This is a genomic window from Streptomyces sp. PsTaAH-137, assembly GCF_003259365.1.
Lineage (GTDB): Bacteria > Actinomycetota > Actinomycetes > Streptomycetales > Streptomycetaceae > Streptomyces.
In genome coordinates this window covers 144,677-162,767 of record NZ_QLLY01000017.1, presented here as the reverse complement: position 1 = coordinate 162,767, position 18,091 = coordinate 144,677, and the positions used below count along the sequence as shown (strand labels likewise).

Genomic DNA, 18,091 nt, shown 5'->3' with positions numbered 1-18,091 from the left:
CCATGGATCTTGGACTGAAGGACCGTGTCTACGTAGTCACCGGCGCCACCCGCGGCCTCGGCAACGCCGCCGCGCGCCAGCTCGTCGGCGACGGCGCGAAGGTGGTCATCACCGGGCGCGACGAGCAGAAGGTCAAGGCCGCCGCGACCGAGCTGGGCCCGAACGCGTACGGGGTCGCCGCCGACAACGCCGATCCGGCCGTCGCCGAACGGGTGATCGGTGCCGCCCGCGAGCAGTTCGGGCGGTTCGACGGGATTCTCGTCAGCGTGGGCGGGCCCGCGCCCGGCTTCGTCGCGGACAACACGGACGAGCAGTGGGAATCGGCGTTCTCCTCGGTGTTCATGGGCGCCGTGCGGATCGCCAGGACGGCGGCGGCCGAGCTCGATGACGGCGGCGTCATCGGGTTCGTGCTCTCCGGGTCCGTGCACGAGCCGATCCCGGGGCTGACCATCTCCAACGGGCTGCGGCCCGGGCTCGCCGGGTTCGCCAAGTCGCTCGCGGACGAGCTGGGGCCGCGCGGTATCCGGGTCGTGGGGCTGCTGCCCGCACGGATCGACACCGATCGCGTGCGCGAGCTCGACGGGTACTCGGCGGACCCGCAGGCCACGCGGACCGCCAACGAGTCGCGGATTCCGCTGCGGCGGTACGGGACGCCTGAGGAGTTCGGGCGGGCCGCGGCGTTCTTCCTGTCGCCGGCCGCTTCGTATCTGACCGGGGTCATGCTGCCGGTCGACGGTGGGTACCGGCACGGATTCTAGGGGTGCGGTCCCGGGGGGCACGGGGCTGCGCCCCGTCTGTCGCCCTTCGGGCTCGTCCTCAATCGCCGGACGGGCTGGAGGGTGCCGCACCGGGCTTGAAAGGAAAACGCCGGACGGGCTTGAAGGGCGGTTCTCTCAGCTCACCCGTTCCGCGCGGTGCTTGACCGCCTTCAGCCTGACCTCGGCCGGGAGGGACGCCAGGCCCGCCGATTCTCTCGCCTGGGTCAGGGCCTGCTCGCCGAGGTGGTCCAGGGTGGCGCCCGGGGAGGCGTGCGGGGCGAGGGTGAGGGACACCTTCGCCTGCGGGGTCGAGCGGCGGCCGGTCAGCATGGCGCCGGCCCGCTCCACGCCGTCCTGCGCCTCGGCGCCGCTCACCAGGACGCTCTCCAGGGCCCGGCCGCGCAGCAGCGCGCCCTCGCCGTCACCCGTGTCGACCAGCACCTCGCTGAGCCGGCGCCGGCGGAACTGGGCGACCAGCCACCACAGCGCGAGCAGCACGACGACGCCGAGCGCGGCGATCACCACCGGCCACCACCAGCCGTCGGCGCGCCAGCGCTGCCGGTCGGCGACGCTCAGCAGAACGTCGTCCTTGCCGTCGTGGATCCACCAGGACGGCGGCTTCACCCCGAGCCCCACGGCGAGCACCGAGCCGCCGCCGACGACCAGGAGCAGGCCGAGGAGACCGAGCAGGATCCGGTTCACGGTTCTGAGCACCGCCGTCATCCCTTCCGTCCGGGCCGGGCCACGCGCACCGAGAGGCGGGGCGCCGATCCGAGGCCGAGCCCGGTGATGCCGTCGCCCAGCGCGCTGTCCAGGTCGGCCCGTACGTCGTCGAGTTCGCGGAAGTGCGAGACCGCCCGCACATCCACCTTGGACCGCTTCATCCGGACCCGTACGGACTGCACGCCCGCCACTTCCATGGCCCGGTCGCGCAGCACCATGGCGGCGGCGTCCCGGTGCAGGCCCGCGCGGATGTCGGTGTGGGTCCTGCGCATCGGAAGGACCGCGCGCAGTCCGGGTGTCACCGCGAGGACGATCAGCCAGAGGCCGAGCGCGGCGGCGACTCCGGCGCCGATCAGTACGGCGGTGTCGTCGAGGGGACGGGTGGCGAGGTCGTCGGCGAGGGTGCGGCGCCACTGCATGGCGTCGCGCCCGGCCCGCACGGCGGCGATGTCGTACAGCAGCACGCCGGCACCGCCGAGCAGCACCAGGGCCGCGAGCCCGGCCGGGATCCGCCGGCCCGACCAGAACCTGGCGGACTTCTCCTCGCCCTCCAGGGTGGGACGCGGCTCGTAGGCGGCCGCGGACGCCGACTGGTCAAGGCCGTCGGCGCCGGTCGGGCCGCGCTCGACCACCGGCATCCGCTGGGTGGGCTCGCTCATCGGATCCTCCCCCGGTCGGTGTCCGCCGAGTGCAGCCGCTCCACGAGGACGGCCACCTCCGGCACCTCCATGCCTGCCAACGTCCTTACCCGCTCGGTCACTTGACGACGCACGGCACCGCACTGGGCGCCGATGTCCGCCGGGAAACCGAGTTCCAGGCTGATGCGCACGCGCGCGGTGTCCTGGTGCACGCTGACCGTGGCGTGCGGGGGCGCACCGTCCTCGGGAATCGTGTCCAGCGCCTCACGTGCCGCGTGCGCGGCGATCTTCGCGACGACCCGGTCGGCGATCCGGGTCGCGCCGCGCTCGGCAGGCGCGACCTGTGCCGCCACCGGTCACCGCCGCCGGTCGCCGCGGGCGCGGAAGAACTCGCCGGGTTCCAGGTCCCCTTCGAGGAACCGGCCCGCGACGAAACCGATGGCGCCGAGCGCCGCCACCAGCAGGAAGGCCCCGAAGCCGCCGAAGTATCCGGCGAATCCGAGGGCCATGCCGGCGATCATGCCGACCACGGCCAGATTCATCGTGCGCTCCTTCTCCGGGGCCTTCTGCCAAGCCCGCTACGCAGTACGGTCACTGGAGCCGTGACTCCGGCTCTTCGTCTTCCTCGTCCGGCAGCTTCACATCGCTGACGGCGATGTTCACCTCGACGACTTCGAGACCCGTCATGCGCTCGACGGCCGCGATCACGTTCTCCCGTACGGCGCGCGCGGTGTCCGCGATCGACACGCCGTACTCGACGACGATCTCCAGGTCGAGCGCGGTCTGCACCTCGCCGACCTCGGCCTTGACCCCGCGGGAGACGGACTTGGTGGATCCGCCGGGCACGCGGTCACGGACGGCGCCGAAGGTGCGCGAGAGGCCGCTGCCCATCGCGTGCACGCCGAGGACGTCGCGTGCGGCGAGTCCGGCGATCTTCTCGACGACGCCGTCGGCGATGGAGGTGCGGCCGCGGCCCGCGGGGTCGCCGCCGCCCTTCTTGGTCACGTTGGCCCGGCTCGTGGGCGCGGAGGCGGGCGTCTCGCCCGGCTTCTGTGAGGTGTCGCTCATCGGGGGTGTCCCCTCTTGTGAGATGCGGTCTCCCTGCGGGATCCTGTCTTCTTTTGCCCACACTAAGTGCGGTTACCCGAGCCCGCGCCCGGGATGAGGCAGCCTGGGTGGATGATGGCAGACCGATGGGCACAGGCAGTGCGGCAACAGCTCGGATTCGGCAGGCTGCTGCCACTGGGCGGACCGGGTGACGGCGCGTGGATCACGGAGGTCGCGGCGGCGGGGGCCCTGCGCCGGTCCGCGGCCGCGGTGAGCGGGGTGCGGCTGGGGTCGCTGCGACTCGCTCCGGCCGATCCGGACGGCTCGTACACGTCCGTGGTGCCGGCCCCGCCGAGCGCGCTGCCGCCGGGGCCGCTGCGGATCGGGGCGGAGTGCGCGGCGACGGCCGACGAGCCGTTGCCGCGAGCGGCGGCGCGGTTGCGGGAGGCGCTCGAACAGGCGGCGCGGGACGGGCTCGGCCTGGTGGTGGCCGAGGTGGATCTCCAGGTGACGGCGCTGCTCGACGCCGAACCGGAGCGGGAGGAAAAGCCGGAGTCCGCTCCCGCCCCGGCCGAGGAGTCCGCCGCGGACGGTGACGAGGGCCGCGTGGCGCGGGCGGCGCAAGGGGTCGCCGGGGTGGTGCGGCTGACGGGCGCGCTGGGCGGTCTGGGCCGGGCGGTGCACATCGAGGAGACCTCCGCCCCGGCCGCGCTGGCGCACCGGCACGTCCGGGTGGAGCTGGCGGTGTCCTCGTCGCACCGGGCCCTGGACGTGGCGCGGGCCGTCCGCGAGGCCGTGTCCACGGCGCTCACCGACGGCCCGAGCGTCGCGGTGCTGGTCACCGAAGTGACCCCCTGAGAACGGGTCAGTCGCCGAGGCCGGCCAGGTCCCGCAGCCGGCGTCCCTGCGCGGCCCGCTCGGCGACGCGCTGCTCGTCGAGGGTCCGGCGGGAGGCGCCCTGAAGCAGCGCCTTGGTCTCGATCACGGCGTCGCGCGGCGCGGCGAGGAGCGCGCCGGTCAGGTCGGACGTGGCCGCGTCCAGGGCGTCCGCGGGCACGGCGACATTGGCCAGGCCACTGGCCACGGCCTCGTCGGCGTGCACGTAGCGCCCGGTCACGCAGATCTCCAGGGCGCGCGCGTATCCGACGAGCGAGACGAGGGGGTGCGTGCCGGTCAGGTCCGGTACGAGCCCGAGGCTGGTCTCGCGCATGGAGAACTGCACGTCGTCGGCGACGACGCGCAGGTCACAGGAGAGGGCGAGCTGGAAGCCCGCGCCGATCGCATGGCCCTGGACCGCGGCGACGGACAGGATGTCGCTGCGCCGCAGCCAGGTGAAAGCGTCCTGGTACTCGGCGATCGTCGTGTCCAGAAGATCGTCGCCGCCGCGTGCCAGGTCGATGAAGGACGGCTCGCCGTCGAAACCCTCGGGCGTGAACGCCTGACGGTCGAGACCCGCGGAGAAGGACTTGCCCTCACCGCGCACCACGACGACCCGCACGGAGCCCGGCAGTGACCGCCCGGCTTCCGTCAACGCCCGCCACAGAGCGGGAGACTGAGCGTTGCGCTTGTCCGGGTTGGTCAGGGTCACCGTGGCGACGGCATCGTCGACGGTGAGCCGGACCCCGTCCTTGTCGAGCAGGGGTGCGAGCGTAGCCATCTGGGCCTCCGAGTCTGCGCAGTCGTGTCCACGGACGACGTGGACGACCTAAGTGACTGCACAGTAACCACCCGGCCGATCGGGGAACCGACCGGGTGGTACCGAGAGATCCTGTGCGGCCCGCACCGCCCGGGAGCGGACGGGCCGGCCGCGTCAGCTTGCCGCGGCCTTCTTGCCTCGCGTGGCCCCGCCGCGACCGCGCAGCGTGACCCCGGACTCGCTGAGCATCCGGTGGACGAAGCCATACGAGCGGCCGGTTTCCTCGGCCAGTGCCCGGATGCTCGCACCGGAGTCGTACTTCTTCTTCAGGTCTGCCGCGAGCTTGTCGCGCGCGGCGCCGGTCACCCGGCTGCCCTTCTTCAGAGTCTCGGCCACCCGTGCCTCCTCATGGGAAGTGCGCTCTGGATTTCCCATGATCACCCCTCATGGCCGTCCTGGCCACCCATTCGGCAAGGTCCGTGGACCGGGAATTCCCGTCCCGAAGGGGATCCACACGAGTGGAATTCGTGATTCCGGAGGCTTTTCGCACCCCCCGGAACCACCCCCTCGAAAAAACCGGCAGGTCAGCGACTGCCCAGGCGCCCCAAGGGCTTCAGCCCCGATGAGCGGGCGAAATCCGTGTAGGACACACCTCGGTACGAGGCGATCTCACCCATATGAAGGATCACGGCTCGGCCGAATGATCCATACCGAGTGGATCATCTCTTCGATCACGCTGTGCTGACGGCTCCCGGGCGGCCGGGCGCCGGTCAGGCGAGCGCGACGAGATCCGCGTAGGTCTGGCCCCACAGGTCCTCGACGCCGTCCGGGAGCAGGATGATCCGCTCCGGCTGCAGCGCCTCGACGGCTCCCTCGTCGTGCGTGACGAGGACGACGGCGCCCTTGTAGGTGCGCAGCGCGCCGAGGATCTCCTCGCGGCTGGCGGGGTCGAGGTTGTTCGTGGGCTCGTCGAGGAGCAGCACGTTGGCCGCCGAGACCACCAGGGTCGCGAGGGCGAGCCGGGTCTTCTCGCCGCCGGAGAGCACGCCCGCGGGCTTGTCGACGTCGTCGCCGGAGAACAGGAACGAGCCGAGCACCTTGCGGACCTCCACGAGGTCCAGGTCGGGCGCGGACGAGCGCATGTTCTCCAGGACGGAGCGCTCGGGGTCGAGGGTCTCGTGCTCCTGGGCGTAGTAGCCGAGCTTGAGGCCGTGGCCCTCGACGACCTCGCCGGTGTCGGGCTTCTCGGTGCCCGCGAGGAGGCGGAGCAGGGTGGTCTTGCCCGCACCGTTCAGCCCGAGGATGACGACGCGGGAGCCCTTGTCGATGGCCAGGTCGACGTCGGTGAAGATCTCGAGCGAGCCGTACGACTTCGACAGGCCCTCGGCCATCAGCGGCGTCTTGCCGCAGGGCGCGGGCTCGGGGAAGCGCAGCTTGGCGACCTTGTCGGACTGGCGGACCGCCTCGAGGCCGGCGAGGAGCTTGTCGGCGCGCTTGGCCATGTTCTGCGCGGCGACGGTCTTGGTGGCCTTGGCGCGCATCTTGTCCGCCTGCGCGTTCAGCGACGCGGCCTTCTTCTCGGCGTTCTGCCGCTCGCGCTTGCGGCGCTTCTCGTCGGCCTCGCGCTGCTGCTGGTAGAGCTTCCAGCCCATGTTGTAGACGTCGATCTGGGAGCGGTTCGCGTCCAGGTAGAAGACCTTGTTGACGACCGTCTCGACCAGGTCGACGTCGTGGGAGATCACGATGAAGCCGCCGCTGTAGCTCTTCAGGTAGTCGCGCAGCCAGACGATCGAGTCCGCGTCCAGGTGGTTCGTGGGCTCGTCGAGGAGGAGGGTGTCCGCGTCCGAGAAGAGGATGCGGGCCAGCTCGATACGGCGTCGCTGACCGCCGGAGAGGGTGTGCAGGGGCTGGCCGAGCACCCGGTCCGGGAGGTTGAGCGCGGCGGCGATGGTGGCGGCCTCGGCCTCGGCGGCGTACCCGCCCTTGGTGAGGAACTCCGTCTCCTGGCGCTCGTACTGCTTGAGGGCCTTGGCCTGGGTGGCGCCCGTGCCGTTGGCGATGCGCTGCTCGTTCTCGCGCATCTTGCGCATCAGGGTGTCGAGGCCGCGGGCCGACAGGATGCGGTCGCGGGCGAGCACGTCGAGGTCGCCGGTGCGCGGGTCCTGCGGCAGATAGCCGACCTCGCCGGAGCGGGAGATGGTGCCGCCGGCCGGGATGCCCTCACCGGCCAGGCACTTGGTGAGGGTGGTCTTGCCCGCGCCGTTGCGCCCGACGAGGCCGATGCGGTCGCCCTTGGCGACACGGAAGTTGGCGTTCTCGATGAGGATGCGGGCGCCTGCGCGCAGTTCGATACCGGATGCGGTGATCACGGGTGGGTCTCCAGGGCAGTGAACGGCTGATTGACGGGTCGGGGGCCGGTCTGCGCCGCTAATGCACCCAGAGAAGAAACGTCATACAGCCCAGCTTACCGGTGGGATGCAAGGGCTTTTCCCACGCGTCCCGGACCGGGCTCCGGCAGCTCGTTGCCCAGGGGCGTCCGGTCCGGGGCGATCCCGCCGAGGTCGTCGACGGCGACGATCTGCTCGGTCCAGGCGGTGTCGTCTCCCGCGCAGGGCTGTGCGATCAGCAGTGCGGCCCCCCGCCGCGCGGTGCTCGCCGGGGCGAACGCGCAGCCCGCGCGCGCGGGCAGCACCCAGCGCAGGTCGCCGTCGGCGGTGCGGTAGGCGGCGATGCGGTGCGGGGTGACGACGGCGAGCATCCGGGCCGCCGGGTCGAGCGGCTGGAGGACCCCGGCGCCGCCGTGCGCCCCCGGGGTGCGCAGCCAGGGTGCGGCGTCCGGGACCGCGCGGTGCCAGCGCACGGCGGCCGCGGTGCGGCGCTCGGTGTCGGTGACCAGGCCGTCGCTCCACAGCGCGAAGGCATGCCCGGCGGCGGGCAGCACGGCGAGCGCCCGCCGCCCCTCACGCGCGTGCCGCCAGCGGGTCCCCTCCGCGTCGTACGCCTCGACCGCGCCGCCGCTCATGCGCAGGGCGGGCGCGGACGCGCCGGAACCGCCCGCCACGCGCGCGAGGTGGTCGCCGAACGGGTGCGGGCGCGCGCCCTGGGCCGCGCCGATCAGCAGCAGCGCGAGCAGGACGGCGAGCGGCGGCAGGAGGGACGCGGCGCGCGGCCGGCGCCTCGGCGGACGTACGGGACGCGCCGCAGGCCGTGCGGGGCTCTGCCCTGCTGTCGCGTCGAGCGGCAGCACCGCCATCGCACGCCCCCTCATTCCTCACCACGAACCACGAACCACGAGATTTCTCACGAAAGGCCACGAATCAGGTGCGGAGCGTAGCCGTGGAGCCGGGTGAGCGGGTCGCCGGGCGACGGCGACACGGCGTGCGCGGGCGCGCGCGTCCCCCGTTCGGCCGCCGGATCAGGGCCGGGCCCCGCGGCACGTAACAGGATGATCAGGGTGGGTTCCGGCGAGAGGGCGGTACGAGCATGCAGTTCGACGACGACGCCAACCTGGACACGTCCGAGGTCCAGGACCAGCGGGGCAGCCGGGTGCCCGGCGGGCGGGCGACGATCGGCGGCGGTCTCGCCGGTCTGCTGGCGCTGGTGCTCGGCCTGTTCTTCGGCACCGACCAGTTCGGCCTCTCCTCGGACGGCTCCGGCACGCCCGCGACGTCCGTGTCGAGCGCGGCGCAGGTCCAGCAGCAGTGCCGTACGGGATCGGACGCCAACAGCAAGGACGACTGCCGGATCGTCGCGGTGGTCAACAGCGTGCAGGACTTCTGGCGGCAGGAGTTCGCGCGCCGCAACGCCCGTTACAGCGGCGCCTCCACGGTGTTCTTCACCAACCGGGTGAGCACCGCGTGCGGGGCGGCGACGTCGGCCGTGGGGCCCTTCTACTGCCCCGGCGACCGCAAGGTCTATCTCGACCTCGGCTTCTTCGACGAGCTGCGCACCAAGTTCGGCTCCAGCGGCGGACCGTTCGCGCAGGCGTACGTCGTGGCGCACGAGTACGGGCACCACGTGCAGAACCTGATGGGCACGCTGTCGCGCTCGCAGGACGGCCGCACGGGGCAGAACAGCAACGCCGTGAAGGTGGAGCTCCAGGCCGACTGCTACGCGGGCGTGTGGGCCCACGGCGCGACGCGGACGCCCGACGAGTCGACCGGGCGCCCGCTGATCACCAGCCTGACCGACGCCGACATCCAGGACGGTCTGGACGCGGCCGCCGCGGTGGGCGACGACCGGATCCAGGAGCGTTTCCAGGGCCGGGTGACGCCCGAGTCGTGGACGCACGGCTCGGCCCAGCAGCGCCAGCAGTGGTTCTACCAGGGCTACAGGACCGGCGACATGGGCCGCTGCAACACCTTCGGCTAGCCCAGCGGGCGTGAGCCGTCAGGCCCCGCCGGTGTGGACCTGGAAGGCCGCGCGGCGGACCGCCTTCGCGAGGGCCGGGTCGGGGTGGGCGGCGGCGAGGGCGACGAGCACCTGCACGGTGCGGGGGTGGCCGACGGCGCGGACCTCCGCGATCAGCGCGGGCACGGTCGGCTGCACGGCGGACTCCAGGTGACGCACGAGCAGCGGCGCCTCACCGTGGTCGGCGACGGCCGCCGCGGTGTCGACCCACAGCCAGGTGGCCTCCTCGCGGGTGAGGACCGTGTGCACGTCCTCGGGGTCGGCGCCCTCCGCCTCGGCGAGCCAGAGCAGCGCGTAGGGGCGCAGACCCGGCTCGTCCGCGGCGCGCCGCACCTCGGGCTCGGCGGGGCCGCCGACGACGCGCAGCGCCTCGAAGGCGAGGCCGCGCAGCAGGGCGTCCTCGCCGCGGGCGGCCTCGATCAGGTCGATGACGGCGGTGCCGACGTCGCGGGCGGCGAGCCAGGCCCGGTACTCGGCGCGGGCCGCGTTGGGCCGCAGGCGGGCGCAGCCGCGCAGCATGTCCTCGGCGCTGACCTCGATGTTCCCGGCCGGGGACTGGGCGGCGACGCAGATCTGCTCCAGCTTGACCCAGACCGCCCAGCTGCCGAGCGGGGTGAGGGTGGCCTGTCCGTCGGCGTAGGTGAGCGCGCCGACGGAGGCGAGGCCGTGCAGGGACCAGTCGAGCAGCGGGCGCAGCGGGGTGTCCTCGGGCGGGGTCGGCTCCGGCTGCGGCCCGAAGGGGATCTCGCAGCGCTCGGTGCGCAGTTCGACGACCCGCTGGTCGAGGAGGTCCAGGAGCTGGGCCGCCGCGACGGGGCCCGCCATGAGCTGGAGGAAGGACAGCAACTGCGGGACGGCCTCGACGACTTCGGCGACCGCGGCGGGCTCCAGGGCGTCCGGCGCCGGATGGACCAGCGACCAGGCGTCGAACAGGGCGACCCAGCCGCGCAGCACGGCGGTGTCGTCGCGGTCCCAGGCGCGCAGCCGCCAGCCGGGGCGGGCGCTGTCGCCGTGCACCTCGACGAGGCCGGCCAGGCGTGCGGTGTCCCAGTCGGCGCGGACCCGCTCGACGCTCAGGCCGAGGTCGTCGGCGGCGCGGCGCGCGGTGGCGTCGGAGAGGGTGCCCTTGCCGTCCCCGGCGGCGGTGTGGTTGCCGGGGCTGAGCGTGGCGTCCGCCCAGCGCGCCACGCGGACGGCGGCGGCCAGGCCCTCGCGCGCGGCGCGGGCGAGTTCGGCGGGGGGCGGGGTGCCCTCCGGGGGGCGCGGGGCGGGACGGGCCACTCGGCGCGGGGCAGCGGGGGCCAGCGGCTGGCGGCGGGGGCGGACTAGTCGGAGCCTGGAGTCGCGCGGGGTACGGGACGTCACTGGAGCAGTCTCCAGGGTGACCCCGCGAATTCCCAAACGCGGCCCTGTGTTCGGCGCCCGCCCCGGGGTGCGGGGCCCGCCGTCGGGGCCCCGCGCCGCATTCACATCAGCGGTGTCAGGAAGCGCCGCAGGGTCTCCTCGTACGTCGTCGGGTCCGCGTTCCACATGGCGTTGTGCGGGGCCTCGTCGACCGTGTGCAGGGAGATCAGGTCCGGGCGGCGGGCGGCCAGTTGGCGGGAGAGGCCCCAGGGGGCGACCTCGTCGTCGGGGCCGTGCAGTACGAGGGTGGGGACCTTGAGCAGGCGCGGGTCGGCGGCGTCCGCGAGCCGGTCGCCGGTCAGGCCGGTGCGTCCCTGGGCGGCGCGCACCGCGAGCGGCAGCAGCGCGCCGGGGATGCGGCGGGCGGCGGCGAGGGCGCGCAGGGTGGTCTCCCAGGACAGCACCGGGCTGTCCAGGACCAGTCCGGCGATCCGGTCGCGCAGCGCGGAGTGGGCGGCGGCGTGCAGGGCCATCGCGGCGCCGGTGGAGAAGCCGAGGACGACGACGCGGCGGGCGCCGTAGCGCACGGCGTAGCGCAGGGCCGCGTCGAGGTCGCGCCACTCGGACTCGCCGAGGTGGTTCAGGCCGTCCGGGGAGCGGGGCGCGCCGAGGTCGCCGCGGTAGGCGAGGTCCAGGACGGGGAACTGCTGCCGGTGCAGGAACGCCATGAGGTTCATGGGGTGCTCGCGGGTGGTGCCGAGGCCGTGCGCCGTGATGATCCAGGTGTCGCGGGCGCCGGGCACGAACCAGGCGGGCAGCGGGCCGAGTTCGCCCGGGATGTCGATGTCGGCGTGGTCGAGGCCGAGCGCGGACTTGGGGTCGCCGATGTGCACCTGGGGCGTGAGCCAGGCCCGCGCGCCGGGTTCGAGGGTGCCGTGGGTGACCCGCTCCAGGCGGCGTACGACGGTGTCCGCGGGGTGCGGGGCCGAGGCGACGACGGGCCCGACGACGGCGTGGAAGCCGTCGCCCGCGAGTCCGTAGGTGCCGGGGTACTGGGAGGCGAGGTCCCGGCTGAGGGTGATGTGTCCCGCGGCGAGGGCGTGGACGGTGAGCCGGGGCTCGGTGGGCAGGGGGCGTCCTGCGGGCGCCTTGAGCGCGGCGTCGCTGGCCAGGCGGCCGGCGGCGATGGCGGCGGCCGAGGCCCCGATGACGGCGGTGACGGCAGCGGCCGTCGCTTTGGCGGTGCGCACTCGTCCAGTGTCGGGGCCCTGGCGCGCCCGGGCCAGCGGGACGGAGGATGCGAGTGACGCGTGTGCCGGGCGGGACGGAATGAGCGTACGGATTCCTCGCACCGGGGCTCCCGGGCTGGGCTAGGGCTGCTGCCCGTACCCGTCGAGCTTCCTGGCCGCCTCCGCCATCTGTTCCTCGCTCAGCAGGGAGGGACGCAGTCCGGGGACGGAGTGGGCCGTGAGCCAGAGGCGGCACATCCATTCCAGCTGGGCGGTGCGGTCGTAGGCCTGGGCGAGGGAGTCCCCGTAGGTGACGGTGCCGTGGTTCTGCAGGAGACACGCGGTGCGCCCGGTCAGAGCGGCGAGCATGTTCTCGGCCAACTCCTCGGTGCCGTACGTCGCGTAGGGGGCGACCCGGACGGTGCCGCCGAGGGCTGCGGCCATGTAGTGGACGGGCGGGAGTTCCGGGACGAGCGTGGAGACGGCGGTGGCGTGCACCGCGTGGGTGTGCACGACGGCCCGCGCGCGGGTGTTCCGGTGGAGCGCGAGGTGCAGGGGCAGTTCGCTGGTCGGGGTGAGGGTTCCGGCGCGGCGGGTGCCGTCGAGGCCGACGGCGACGAGGTCGTCCGGGCCCAGCCGGTCGTACGGGACCCCGCTCGGGGTGACGAGGATCAGGTCCTCGCCGCTGCCGCCGTCGCGGACGCGTACGGAGACATTGCCGGAGGTGCCGACGACGAGTCCGTCGGCGACCGTTCTGCGGGCCGTCGCCACCAGTTCCGCCCAGGCCCGGCCGTGATCCGTCGCGTTCCTCGTGTCCCCGGTGTCCGTCATGGCGGGCATCCTGCCAGCCGCGGAGGGCGAGCGGGACGGGTGCGGAGGAGAGGAGTCCGGTAGCTCCGTTATGGGCACGTATCTGCCCACTGAGGGCTTTTGGCTGGGGTTCGACGGGCAGGTCCGGATCTTCCGATAATCTCTGGGGGATTTGCACGTCGCCATTCGGGGGGAATTATGGCTCGTGACAGCAAACCGTCCCGTCGTCGTGCGTGCCTGCTCGCGACGGTGACCGTCACCGCACTGACCATGGGAGCGACGGTCCTGACGGAGCTGCCCGTCCAGGCAGCGGCGAGGCCGAAGGGGCACGACGTCTCGTCGCACCAGAAGAACGTCGACTGGTCGAAGGCGAAGAGGAAGGGGGCCACGTTCACCTATGTGAAGGCGACCGAGTCCACGACCTACAAGAACCCGTACTTCTGGAAGCAGTACGACGGCGCCCGCAACGTCGGCATCATCCGGGGCGCCTATCACTTCGCGGTGCCCGACGAGTCCTCGGGCCGGGCCCAGGCCGCGTACTTCGTACGCAACGGCGGGGACTGGCTGGGGGACGGCTGGACGCTGCCGCCCGCGCTCGACATCGAGTACAACCCGTACAGCAAGCACAAGTGCTACGGCATGAGCAAGCGCAAACTGGTCTCGTGGATCACGTCGTTCAGCGTCGAGGTCGTGCGGCTCACCGGCCGGCGGCCGGTGATCTACACGAACTTCCACTGGTGGAAGACCTGCACCGGCAACAGCGGTGCCTTCGCCGCCAACCACGCCCTGTGGCTCGCGCGCTACGACGAGAGCTCGGGGTCGCTGCCCAGGGGGTGGTCGTTCTGGACGTTCTGGCAGTACGACAACAGCGGCGGGCTGCCGGGTGACCAGAATCTCTTCAACGGGTCGATGGCTCAGCTGAGGAGGTTCGCCCGGGGCTAGCCGGACCAGGGACCAAGGTCCCTCGGAACCCGGTATTCCGGGGCTCCGAGGGGTCTCCTCCCGGGCCGATCCGGAGTCGGTGCCACCTCCACGGGCCAAGCGGATCGCCCCCGCTCCGGATCGGGTCACCGCGATGCCCCGCCCAGTTCATCTTCCGTTCACCCGACGTGCTTACGTTCGATCCGCCACTGACGTCCAACCGAAGCCTGGGTAAATGGAACACATCACGCTGCTCCTTGCGATCGTGATCGTTACCGCACTGGTTTTTGATTTCACCAACGGTTTCCACGACACCGCCAACGCGATGGCGACGACCATCTCGACCGGCGCCCTGAAGCCCAAGACGGCGGTGGCCATGTCCGCCGTGCTGAACCTCGTCGGAGCGTTCCTCTCGGTCGAGGTCGCCAAGACCATCTCCGGCGGCATCATCAATGAGGACGGCCTCAGAACAGAGGTCATCTTCGCGGCGCTCGTCGGCGCCATCCTCTGGAATCTGCTGACCTGGCTGCTCGGTCTGCCGTCCAGCTCCTCGCACGCCCTGTTCGGCGGCCTCATCGGCGCCGCGGTCATGTCGATGGGCTGGTCCTCGGTCAACGGCGGCACCGTCGTCACCAAGATCCTCATCCCCGCGGTCGCCGCGCCGATCGTCGCCGGCCTCGCCGCGATGCTCGCCACGCGCCTGACCTACCGGATCAGCGCCAAGACCGACGCGCGGGCCACCTCGAAGGGCTACCGCGCCGGCCAGATCGCCTCGGCCGGGCTCGTCTCCCTCGCGCACGGCACGAACGACGCGCAGAAGACGATGGGCATCATCACCCTCGCCCTGATCACCGGCGGGGTCATCGCGCCCGACGCCGACCCGCCGCTGTGGGTCATCATCTCGGCCGGTACGGCCATCGCGCTCGGCACGTACCTGGGCGGCTGGCGGATCATCCGCACCATGGGCAAGGGCCTCACCGACCTCGCCCCGCAGCAGGGTTTCGCCGCGCAGACGTCCGCCGCGACGGCGATCCTCGCCTCCTCGCACATCGGCTTCTCGCTCTCCACCACCCAGGTCTGCTCCGGCGCCGTCATGGGCTCCGGCCTCGGCCGCAAGGGCGGTGTCGTCCGCTGGTCGACCGCGACCCGGATGTTCGTCGCGTGGGGCCTGACCCTGCCGGCCGCCGGTCTGGTCGGCGCGGGTGCCGAGTTCCTCACCAAGCAGGGCGCCTGGGGCATCGGCCTCACCGCCGCGCTGCTCGTGATCGGCTCGGGCATCATCTGGAAGCTCTCGCGCCGCGACTCCATCGACCACACGAACGTCACCGACGACGAGATCGGCACCGGCGCCGAGCCGGCCGCCGAGCCCGCCGGTGTCGTGACCACGGCCATCGCCGCCGTCACCCCGCCGCCCGTCGGCACCCTGGTCACCGGGGAGTCGGAAGACATGAAGGCGACCATCCCGGCCCCCGCGCCGGCCGACCCCGCGCGCCCCGCCGGCGCCACGCTGTAAGGAAGCAGGACCAGCTATGAAGATCGACTGGGCGGCCCTCGGTTCCGTGTTCGGAGTCAGCCTCGTGGTCACCGTGGCCCTGGTGGGCCTGTTCACCCTCGGCATCGTCGGGCTCTCCAAGAAGGAGTCGGCGGCGGAGCGGGGCGACTCGGCGACGCTCGCCGTCTCGGGCGCGTACGCGTGCTTCGCGGCGTGTGCGGCGGCCGTGGCGTACGGGATCTTTCTGATCGTGGCGTGATCCGCGACAGCCCTTTCGGCGGGCCCGGACCTCATCGGTCCGGGCCCGCCGCATGTCCGTGGCCGTACGGGGATGTGGACCTGCCCACACTCTCCCGCCCCAGGTCAACAGCAAGTTGACGCACCTTCGCGGAGCGTGGTGCACTTCCAACGCCATATACGGCAGCAGGTGAGGAAGCCGGTGCGAATCCGGCGCGGTCCCGCCACTGTGAGTCCCCGGTCGTCCGGGGGCGAGCCAGGAACTCCCGCTGCCGGTCTCGTCGAACCAGGGCGTGGACACCCTGAGTGAGGACAACTACCGCCATGTTCGCCCCGCGCGGCGTCATGCGGCCCGGGCGCGTGTTCGCGTACGGGGCCGCCGCAGGACTGTTGAGCGATCTGCTCGTCGGTGACCCGCGCCGTGGGCACCCCGTCGCCGGGTTCGGGCGGGCCGCGAGCACTGTCGAGCGGGTGCTGTGGCGGGACCACCGCGGCTGGGGCGCGCTGCACACGCTGGTGTGCGCCGGTGGCGCCGCCGCCCTGGGCGCCGCCGCCTCCCGTGCCGTACGCCGCTCCCCCGCCGCCGCCGCCGCGCTGACCGCCGCCGCGACCTGGGCCGTGGTCGGCGGGACCTCGCTGGGCCGGGAGGCGCGGGCGGTCGGCTCCGCGCTGGAGGCCGGGGACGTGGAGCTGGCGCGGGAACTGCTGCCGCGATTGTGCGGGCGCGACCCGCAGAGCCTGGACGCGGACGGGATCGCCCGGGGCGTCGTCGAGTCGGTCGCCGAGAACACCTCCGACGCCGTGGTGGGCGCGCTGGTGTGGGGCGCCGTCGGCGGGGTGCCGGGGCTGCTCGCCTTCCGCGCCGTGAACACGCTCGACGCGATGGTCGGGCACAAGTCCGTGAAGTACCGCCGGTTCGGCTGGGCGTCCGCGCGCCTCGACGATGTCGCGGGCTGGCCGGGGGCCCGGCTCACCGGCGCCCTCGCCGTCCTCGCCGGCGGCCGGCCCCGCGCCGCGCTGGCCGCGTGGCGGACGGACGCCGGACAGCACCCGAGTCCCAACGCCGGGGTCGTCGAGGCCTCCTTCGCGGGGGCGCTCGGGGTGCGGCTCGGCGGCACCCTGTCGTACGCGGGCCGGGTCGAGCACCGGCCGGTGCTGAACGGGGCGGGGCGTGCGGTCCGGGTGGCCGATGTGGAACGGGCCGCGCGGTTGTCGCGGCGGGTGAGTGTGCTGGCGCTGGGAGTCTGTGTGGGCGGGCGGTTGCTGTGGGGTCGTCGATGAACCGGGGCGGGCTGCTGGTGGCGGGGACCACCTCGGACGCGGGCAAGAGTGTCGTCACCGCCGGGATCTGCAGGTGGCTGGTGCGGCAGGGCGTGAAGGTCGCGCCGTTCAAGGGGCAGAACATGTCCCTCAATTCGTTCGTCACGCGCGAGGGCGCCGAGATCGGGCGTGCGCAGGCGATGCAGGCGCAGGCCGCCCGGGTCGAGCCGACCGCGCTGATGAATCCGGTGCTGCTCAAGCCCGGCAGCGACCGCAGCAGCCAGGTCGTGCTGATGGGCAGGCCGGTTGGCGAGATGAGCGCGCGGGGCTATCACGGGTCGCGGCAGGAGGCGCTGCTGGACACCGTGGTGGGGTGCCTGGAGGAACTGCGGGGCAGTCATGACGCTGTGATCTGTGAAGGCGCGGGCTCGCCCGCCGAGATCAATCTGCGGCGCACCGACATCGTGAACATGGGCGTCGCGCGGGCCGCGCGGCTGCCGGTGCTCGTGGTCGGGGACATCGACCGGGGCGGGGTCTTCGCCTCGTTCTTCGGGACGACGGCGCTGCTCGCGCCGGAGGACCAGGAACTGCTCGCCGGGTATCTGGTCAACAAGTTCCGCGGTGACGTGAGCCTGCTCCAGCCGGGCCTCGACATGCTCAAGTCCCTGACCGGGCGCGACACTTACGGCGTTCTGCCGTATCAGCACGGCCTCGGTATCGACGAGGAGGACGGGCTGCGGGTCTCCCTGCGGGGCACCGTGCGGGAGTCCGTGGTCGCGCCGCCGGTGGGCGAGGACGTGCTGCGGGTCGCCGTGTGCGCGGTGCCGCTGATGTCGAACTTCACCGACGTGGACGCGCTGGCCGCCGAGCCGGGTGTCGTCGTGCGGTTCGTGGACCGGGCCGAGGAGCTCGTCGACGCCGATCTGGTGGTGGTGCCGGGCACGCGCGGGACCGTGAAGGCGCTGGAGTGGCTGCGCGAGCGCGGGCTCGCGGACGCGCTGGCCCGGCGGGCCGCGGAAGGGCGGCCGGTGCTGGGCATCTGCGGCGGCTTCCAGGTGCTCGGCGAACGCATCGAGGACGAGGTCGAGTCGCGGGCCGGGGTCGTCGACGGGCTCGGGCTGCTGCCCGTACGGGTGCGGTTCGCCGCCGAGAAGACCCTCGCCCGGCCGGTGGGCGAGGCCCTCGGCTCGTCCGTCGAGGGGTACGAGATCCATCACGGGGTCGCCGAAGTCCTGGGCGGGGACGCCTTCCTGGACGGGTGCCGGGTGGGGGCCGTGTGGGGGACGCACTGGCACGGGTCGCTGGAGTCGGACGATTTCCGGCGGGCGTTCTTGCGGGAGGTCGCGGCGGCGAGCGGGCGGCGGTTCGTTCCGGCGCCGGACACGTCGTTCGCGGCGCTGCGGGAGGAACAGCTCGATCGGCTCGGGGATCTGATCGAGCGGGCTGCCGATACGGATGCGTTGTGGCGGCTGATCGAGGGGGGCGCGCCGATCGGGCTGCCGTTCGTGCCCCCTGGAGCGCCGTCGTGAGAGCCGGGTGGGGCTCACGGGGGCTTCTCGCGCCCCGCGGCGAAGCCGCACATCGAC

20 protein-coding genes and 1 riboswitch are annotated in these 18,091 nt (G+C 73.0%); of the genes, 8 read left to right on the top strand and 12 right to left on the bottom strand.

The window, feature by feature from the left end; translation table 11 throughout:
- The first annotated feature begins 2 nt into the window (after positions 1 to 2).
- Positions 3 to 758, top strand: coding sequence for an SDR family oxidoreductase (locus K377_RS31745; protein ID WP_111667021.1), 756 nt, complete (start codon positions 3 to 5; stop codon positions 756 to 758).
- A gap of 135 nt (positions 759 to 893) precedes the next feature.
- Here the strand turns inward: K377_RS31745 and amaP are convergent, their stop codons facing one another.
- Genes amaP through K377_RS31720 form a run of 5 tightly spaced genes read right to left on the bottom strand, consistent with a single transcriptional unit; the run spans position 894 to position 3,187 of the window.
- Complete coding sequence (gene amaP, locus K377_RS31740) at positions 894 to 1,481, bottom strand: alkaline shock response membrane anchor protein AmaP (protein ID WP_181512688.1); 588 nt, start codon at positions 1,479 to 1,481, stop codon at positions 894 to 896.
- Positions 1,478 to 2,140: a DUF6286 domain-containing protein gene (locus K377_RS31735; protein ID WP_111667020.1), complete on the bottom strand. Its 663-nt coding sequence runs from the start codon at positions 2,138 to 2,140 to the stop codon at positions 1,478 to 1,480. The genes amaP and K377_RS31735 overlap by 4 nt, the downstream gene beginning before the upstream one ends.
- Positions 2,137 to 2,472 (bottom strand): Asp23/Gls24 family envelope stress response protein, encoded by a 336-nt coding sequence (locus tag K377_RS31730; RefSeq protein ID WP_111667019.1) that lies wholly within the window; start codon positions 2,470 to 2,472, stop codon positions 2,137 to 2,139. The genes K377_RS31735 and K377_RS31730 overlap by 4 nt, the downstream gene beginning before the upstream one ends.
- 3 nt (positions 2,473 to 2,475) lie before the next feature.
- Positions 2,476 to 2,661, bottom strand: a complete 186-nt coding sequence (locus tag K377_RS31725) for a hypothetical protein (RefSeq protein ID WP_111667018.1) — start codon at positions 2,659 to 2,661, stop codon at positions 2,476 to 2,478.
- Between the two features lie 49 nt (positions 2,662 to 2,710).
- Positions 2,711 to 3,187 carry an Asp23/Gls24 family envelope stress response protein gene (locus tag K377_RS31720; RefSeq protein ID WP_111667017.1) on the bottom strand — a complete coding sequence of 159 codons (477 nt, stop codon included), beginning with the start codon at positions 3,185 to 3,187 and terminating at the stop codon, positions 2,711 to 2,713.
- A gap of 111 nt (positions 3,188 to 3,298) precedes the next feature.
- On the opposite strand from K377_RS31720, the gene K377_RS31715 reads away from it, so the two are divergent.
- Positions 3,299 to 4,024, top strand: a complete 726-nt coding sequence (locus K377_RS31715; protein WP_111667016.1) for a nucleopolyhedrovirus P10 family protein — start codon at positions 3,299 to 3,301, stop codon at positions 4,022 to 4,024.
- Between the two features lie 7 nt (positions 4,025 to 4,031).
- On the opposite strand, the gene K377_RS31710 is transcribed toward K377_RS31715, so the two are convergent.
- The 4 genes from K377_RS31710 to K377_RS31695 all read right to left on the bottom strand — a co-directional run bounded on the left by K377_RS31710 (position 4,032) and on the right by K377_RS31695 (position 8,055).
- Positions 4,032 to 4,823 (bottom strand): enoyl-CoA hydratase/isomerase family protein, encoded by a 792-nt coding sequence (locus K377_RS31710; protein WP_111667015.1) that lies wholly within the window; start codon positions 4,821 to 4,823, stop codon positions 4,032 to 4,034.
- 153 nt (positions 4,824 to 4,976) lie between these two features.
- On the bottom strand, positions 4,977 to 5,198 hold the full coding sequence (locus K377_RS31705) for a helix-turn-helix domain-containing protein (RefSeq protein WP_018533414.1): 222 nt from the start codon (positions 5,196 to 5,198) through the stop codon (positions 4,977 to 4,979).
- A gap of 374 nt (positions 5,199 to 5,572) precedes the next feature.
- The gene (gene abc-f / locus K377_RS31700; protein WP_111667014.1) at positions 5,573 to 7,171 is read right to left on the bottom strand and encodes a ribosomal protection-like ABC-F family protein; all 1,599 of its coding nucleotides are present in this window, start codon (positions 7,169 to 7,171) and stop codon (positions 5,573 to 5,575) included.
- Positions 7,172 to 7,266: 95 nt separating this feature from the next.
- On the bottom strand, positions 7,267 to 8,055 hold the full coding sequence (locus K377_RS31695; RefSeq protein WP_181512687.1) for a hypothetical protein: 789 nt from the start codon (positions 8,053 to 8,055) through the stop codon (positions 7,267 to 7,269).
- A gap of 230 nt (positions 8,056 to 8,285) precedes the next feature.
- On the opposite strand from K377_RS31695, the gene K377_RS31690 reads away from it, so the two are divergent.
- On the top strand, positions 8,286 to 9,173 hold the full coding sequence (locus K377_RS31690) for a neutral zinc metallopeptidase (RefSeq protein ID WP_111667013.1): 888 nt from the start codon (positions 8,286 to 8,288) through the stop codon (positions 9,171 to 9,173).
- Positions 9,174 to 9,191: 18 nt separating this feature from the next.
- Here K377_RS31690 and K377_RS31685 read toward each other — a convergent pair whose 3' ends face one another.
- The 3 genes from K377_RS31685 to K377_RS31675 all read right to left on the bottom strand — a co-directional run bounded on the left by K377_RS31685 (position 9,192) and on the right by K377_RS31675 (position 12,616).
- Positions 9,192 to 10,577: a hypothetical protein gene (locus tag K377_RS31685; RefSeq protein ID WP_161195054.1), complete on the bottom strand. Its 1,386-nt coding sequence runs from the start codon at positions 10,575 to 10,577 to the stop codon at positions 9,192 to 9,194.
- A 101-nt stretch (positions 10,578 to 10,678) separates the two neighbouring features.
- A complete protein-coding gene (locus K377_RS31680) occupies positions 10,679 to 11,806 on the bottom strand; it encodes an alpha/beta hydrolase (RefSeq protein ID WP_111667012.1) in 1,128 nt (375 codons plus the stop codon).
- Positions 11,807 to 11,926: 120 nt separating this feature from the next.
- Positions 11,927 to 12,616: a class II aldolase/adducin family protein gene (locus tag K377_RS31675; RefSeq protein WP_237551551.1), complete on the bottom strand. Its 690-nt coding sequence runs from the start codon at positions 12,614 to 12,616 to the stop codon at positions 11,927 to 11,929.
- 177 nt (positions 12,617 to 12,793) lie between these two features.
- On the opposite strand from K377_RS31675, the gene K377_RS31670 reads away from it, so the two are divergent.
- The 5 genes from K377_RS31670 (at position 12,794) to K377_RS31650 (ending at position 18,034) form a co-directional block, all read left to right on the top strand.
- Positions 12,794 to 13,537 carry a lysozyme gene (locus K377_RS31670; RefSeq protein WP_111667010.1) on the top strand — a complete coding sequence of 248 codons (744 nt, stop codon included), beginning with the start codon at positions 12,794 to 12,796 and terminating at the stop codon, positions 13,535 to 13,537.
- 214 nt (positions 13,538 to 13,751) lie between these two features.
- The gene (locus tag K377_RS31665; RefSeq protein ID WP_111667009.1) at positions 13,752 to 15,029 is read left to right on the top strand and encodes an inorganic phosphate transporter; all 1,278 of its coding nucleotides are present in this window, start codon (positions 13,752 to 13,754) and stop codon (positions 15,027 to 15,029) included.
- Positions 15,030 to 15,045: 16 nt separating this feature from the next.
- The gene (locus tag K377_RS31660; RefSeq protein ID WP_111667008.1) at positions 15,046 to 15,267 is read left to right on the top strand and encodes a hypothetical protein; all 222 of its coding nucleotides are present in this window, start codon (positions 15,046 to 15,048) and stop codon (positions 15,265 to 15,267) included.
- A 132-nt stretch (positions 15,268 to 15,399) separates the two neighbouring features.
- Positions 15,400 to 15,532, top strand: a riboswitch (cobalamin riboswitch).
- Between the two features lie 58 nt (positions 15,533 to 15,590).
- Positions 15,591 to 16,526 carry a cobalamin biosynthesis protein gene (locus K377_RS31655; protein WP_111667086.1) on the top strand — a complete coding sequence of 312 codons (936 nt, stop codon included), beginning with the start codon at positions 15,591 to 15,593 and terminating at the stop codon, positions 16,524 to 16,526.
- Positions 16,523 to 18,034, top strand: coding sequence for a cobyric acid synthase (locus K377_RS31650; protein WP_111667007.1), 1,512 nt, complete (start codon positions 16,523 to 16,525; stop codon positions 18,032 to 18,034). Before K377_RS31655 ends, K377_RS31650 begins: the two co-directional genes overlap by 4 nt.
- Positions 18,035 to 18,091 lie beyond the last annotated feature (57 nt).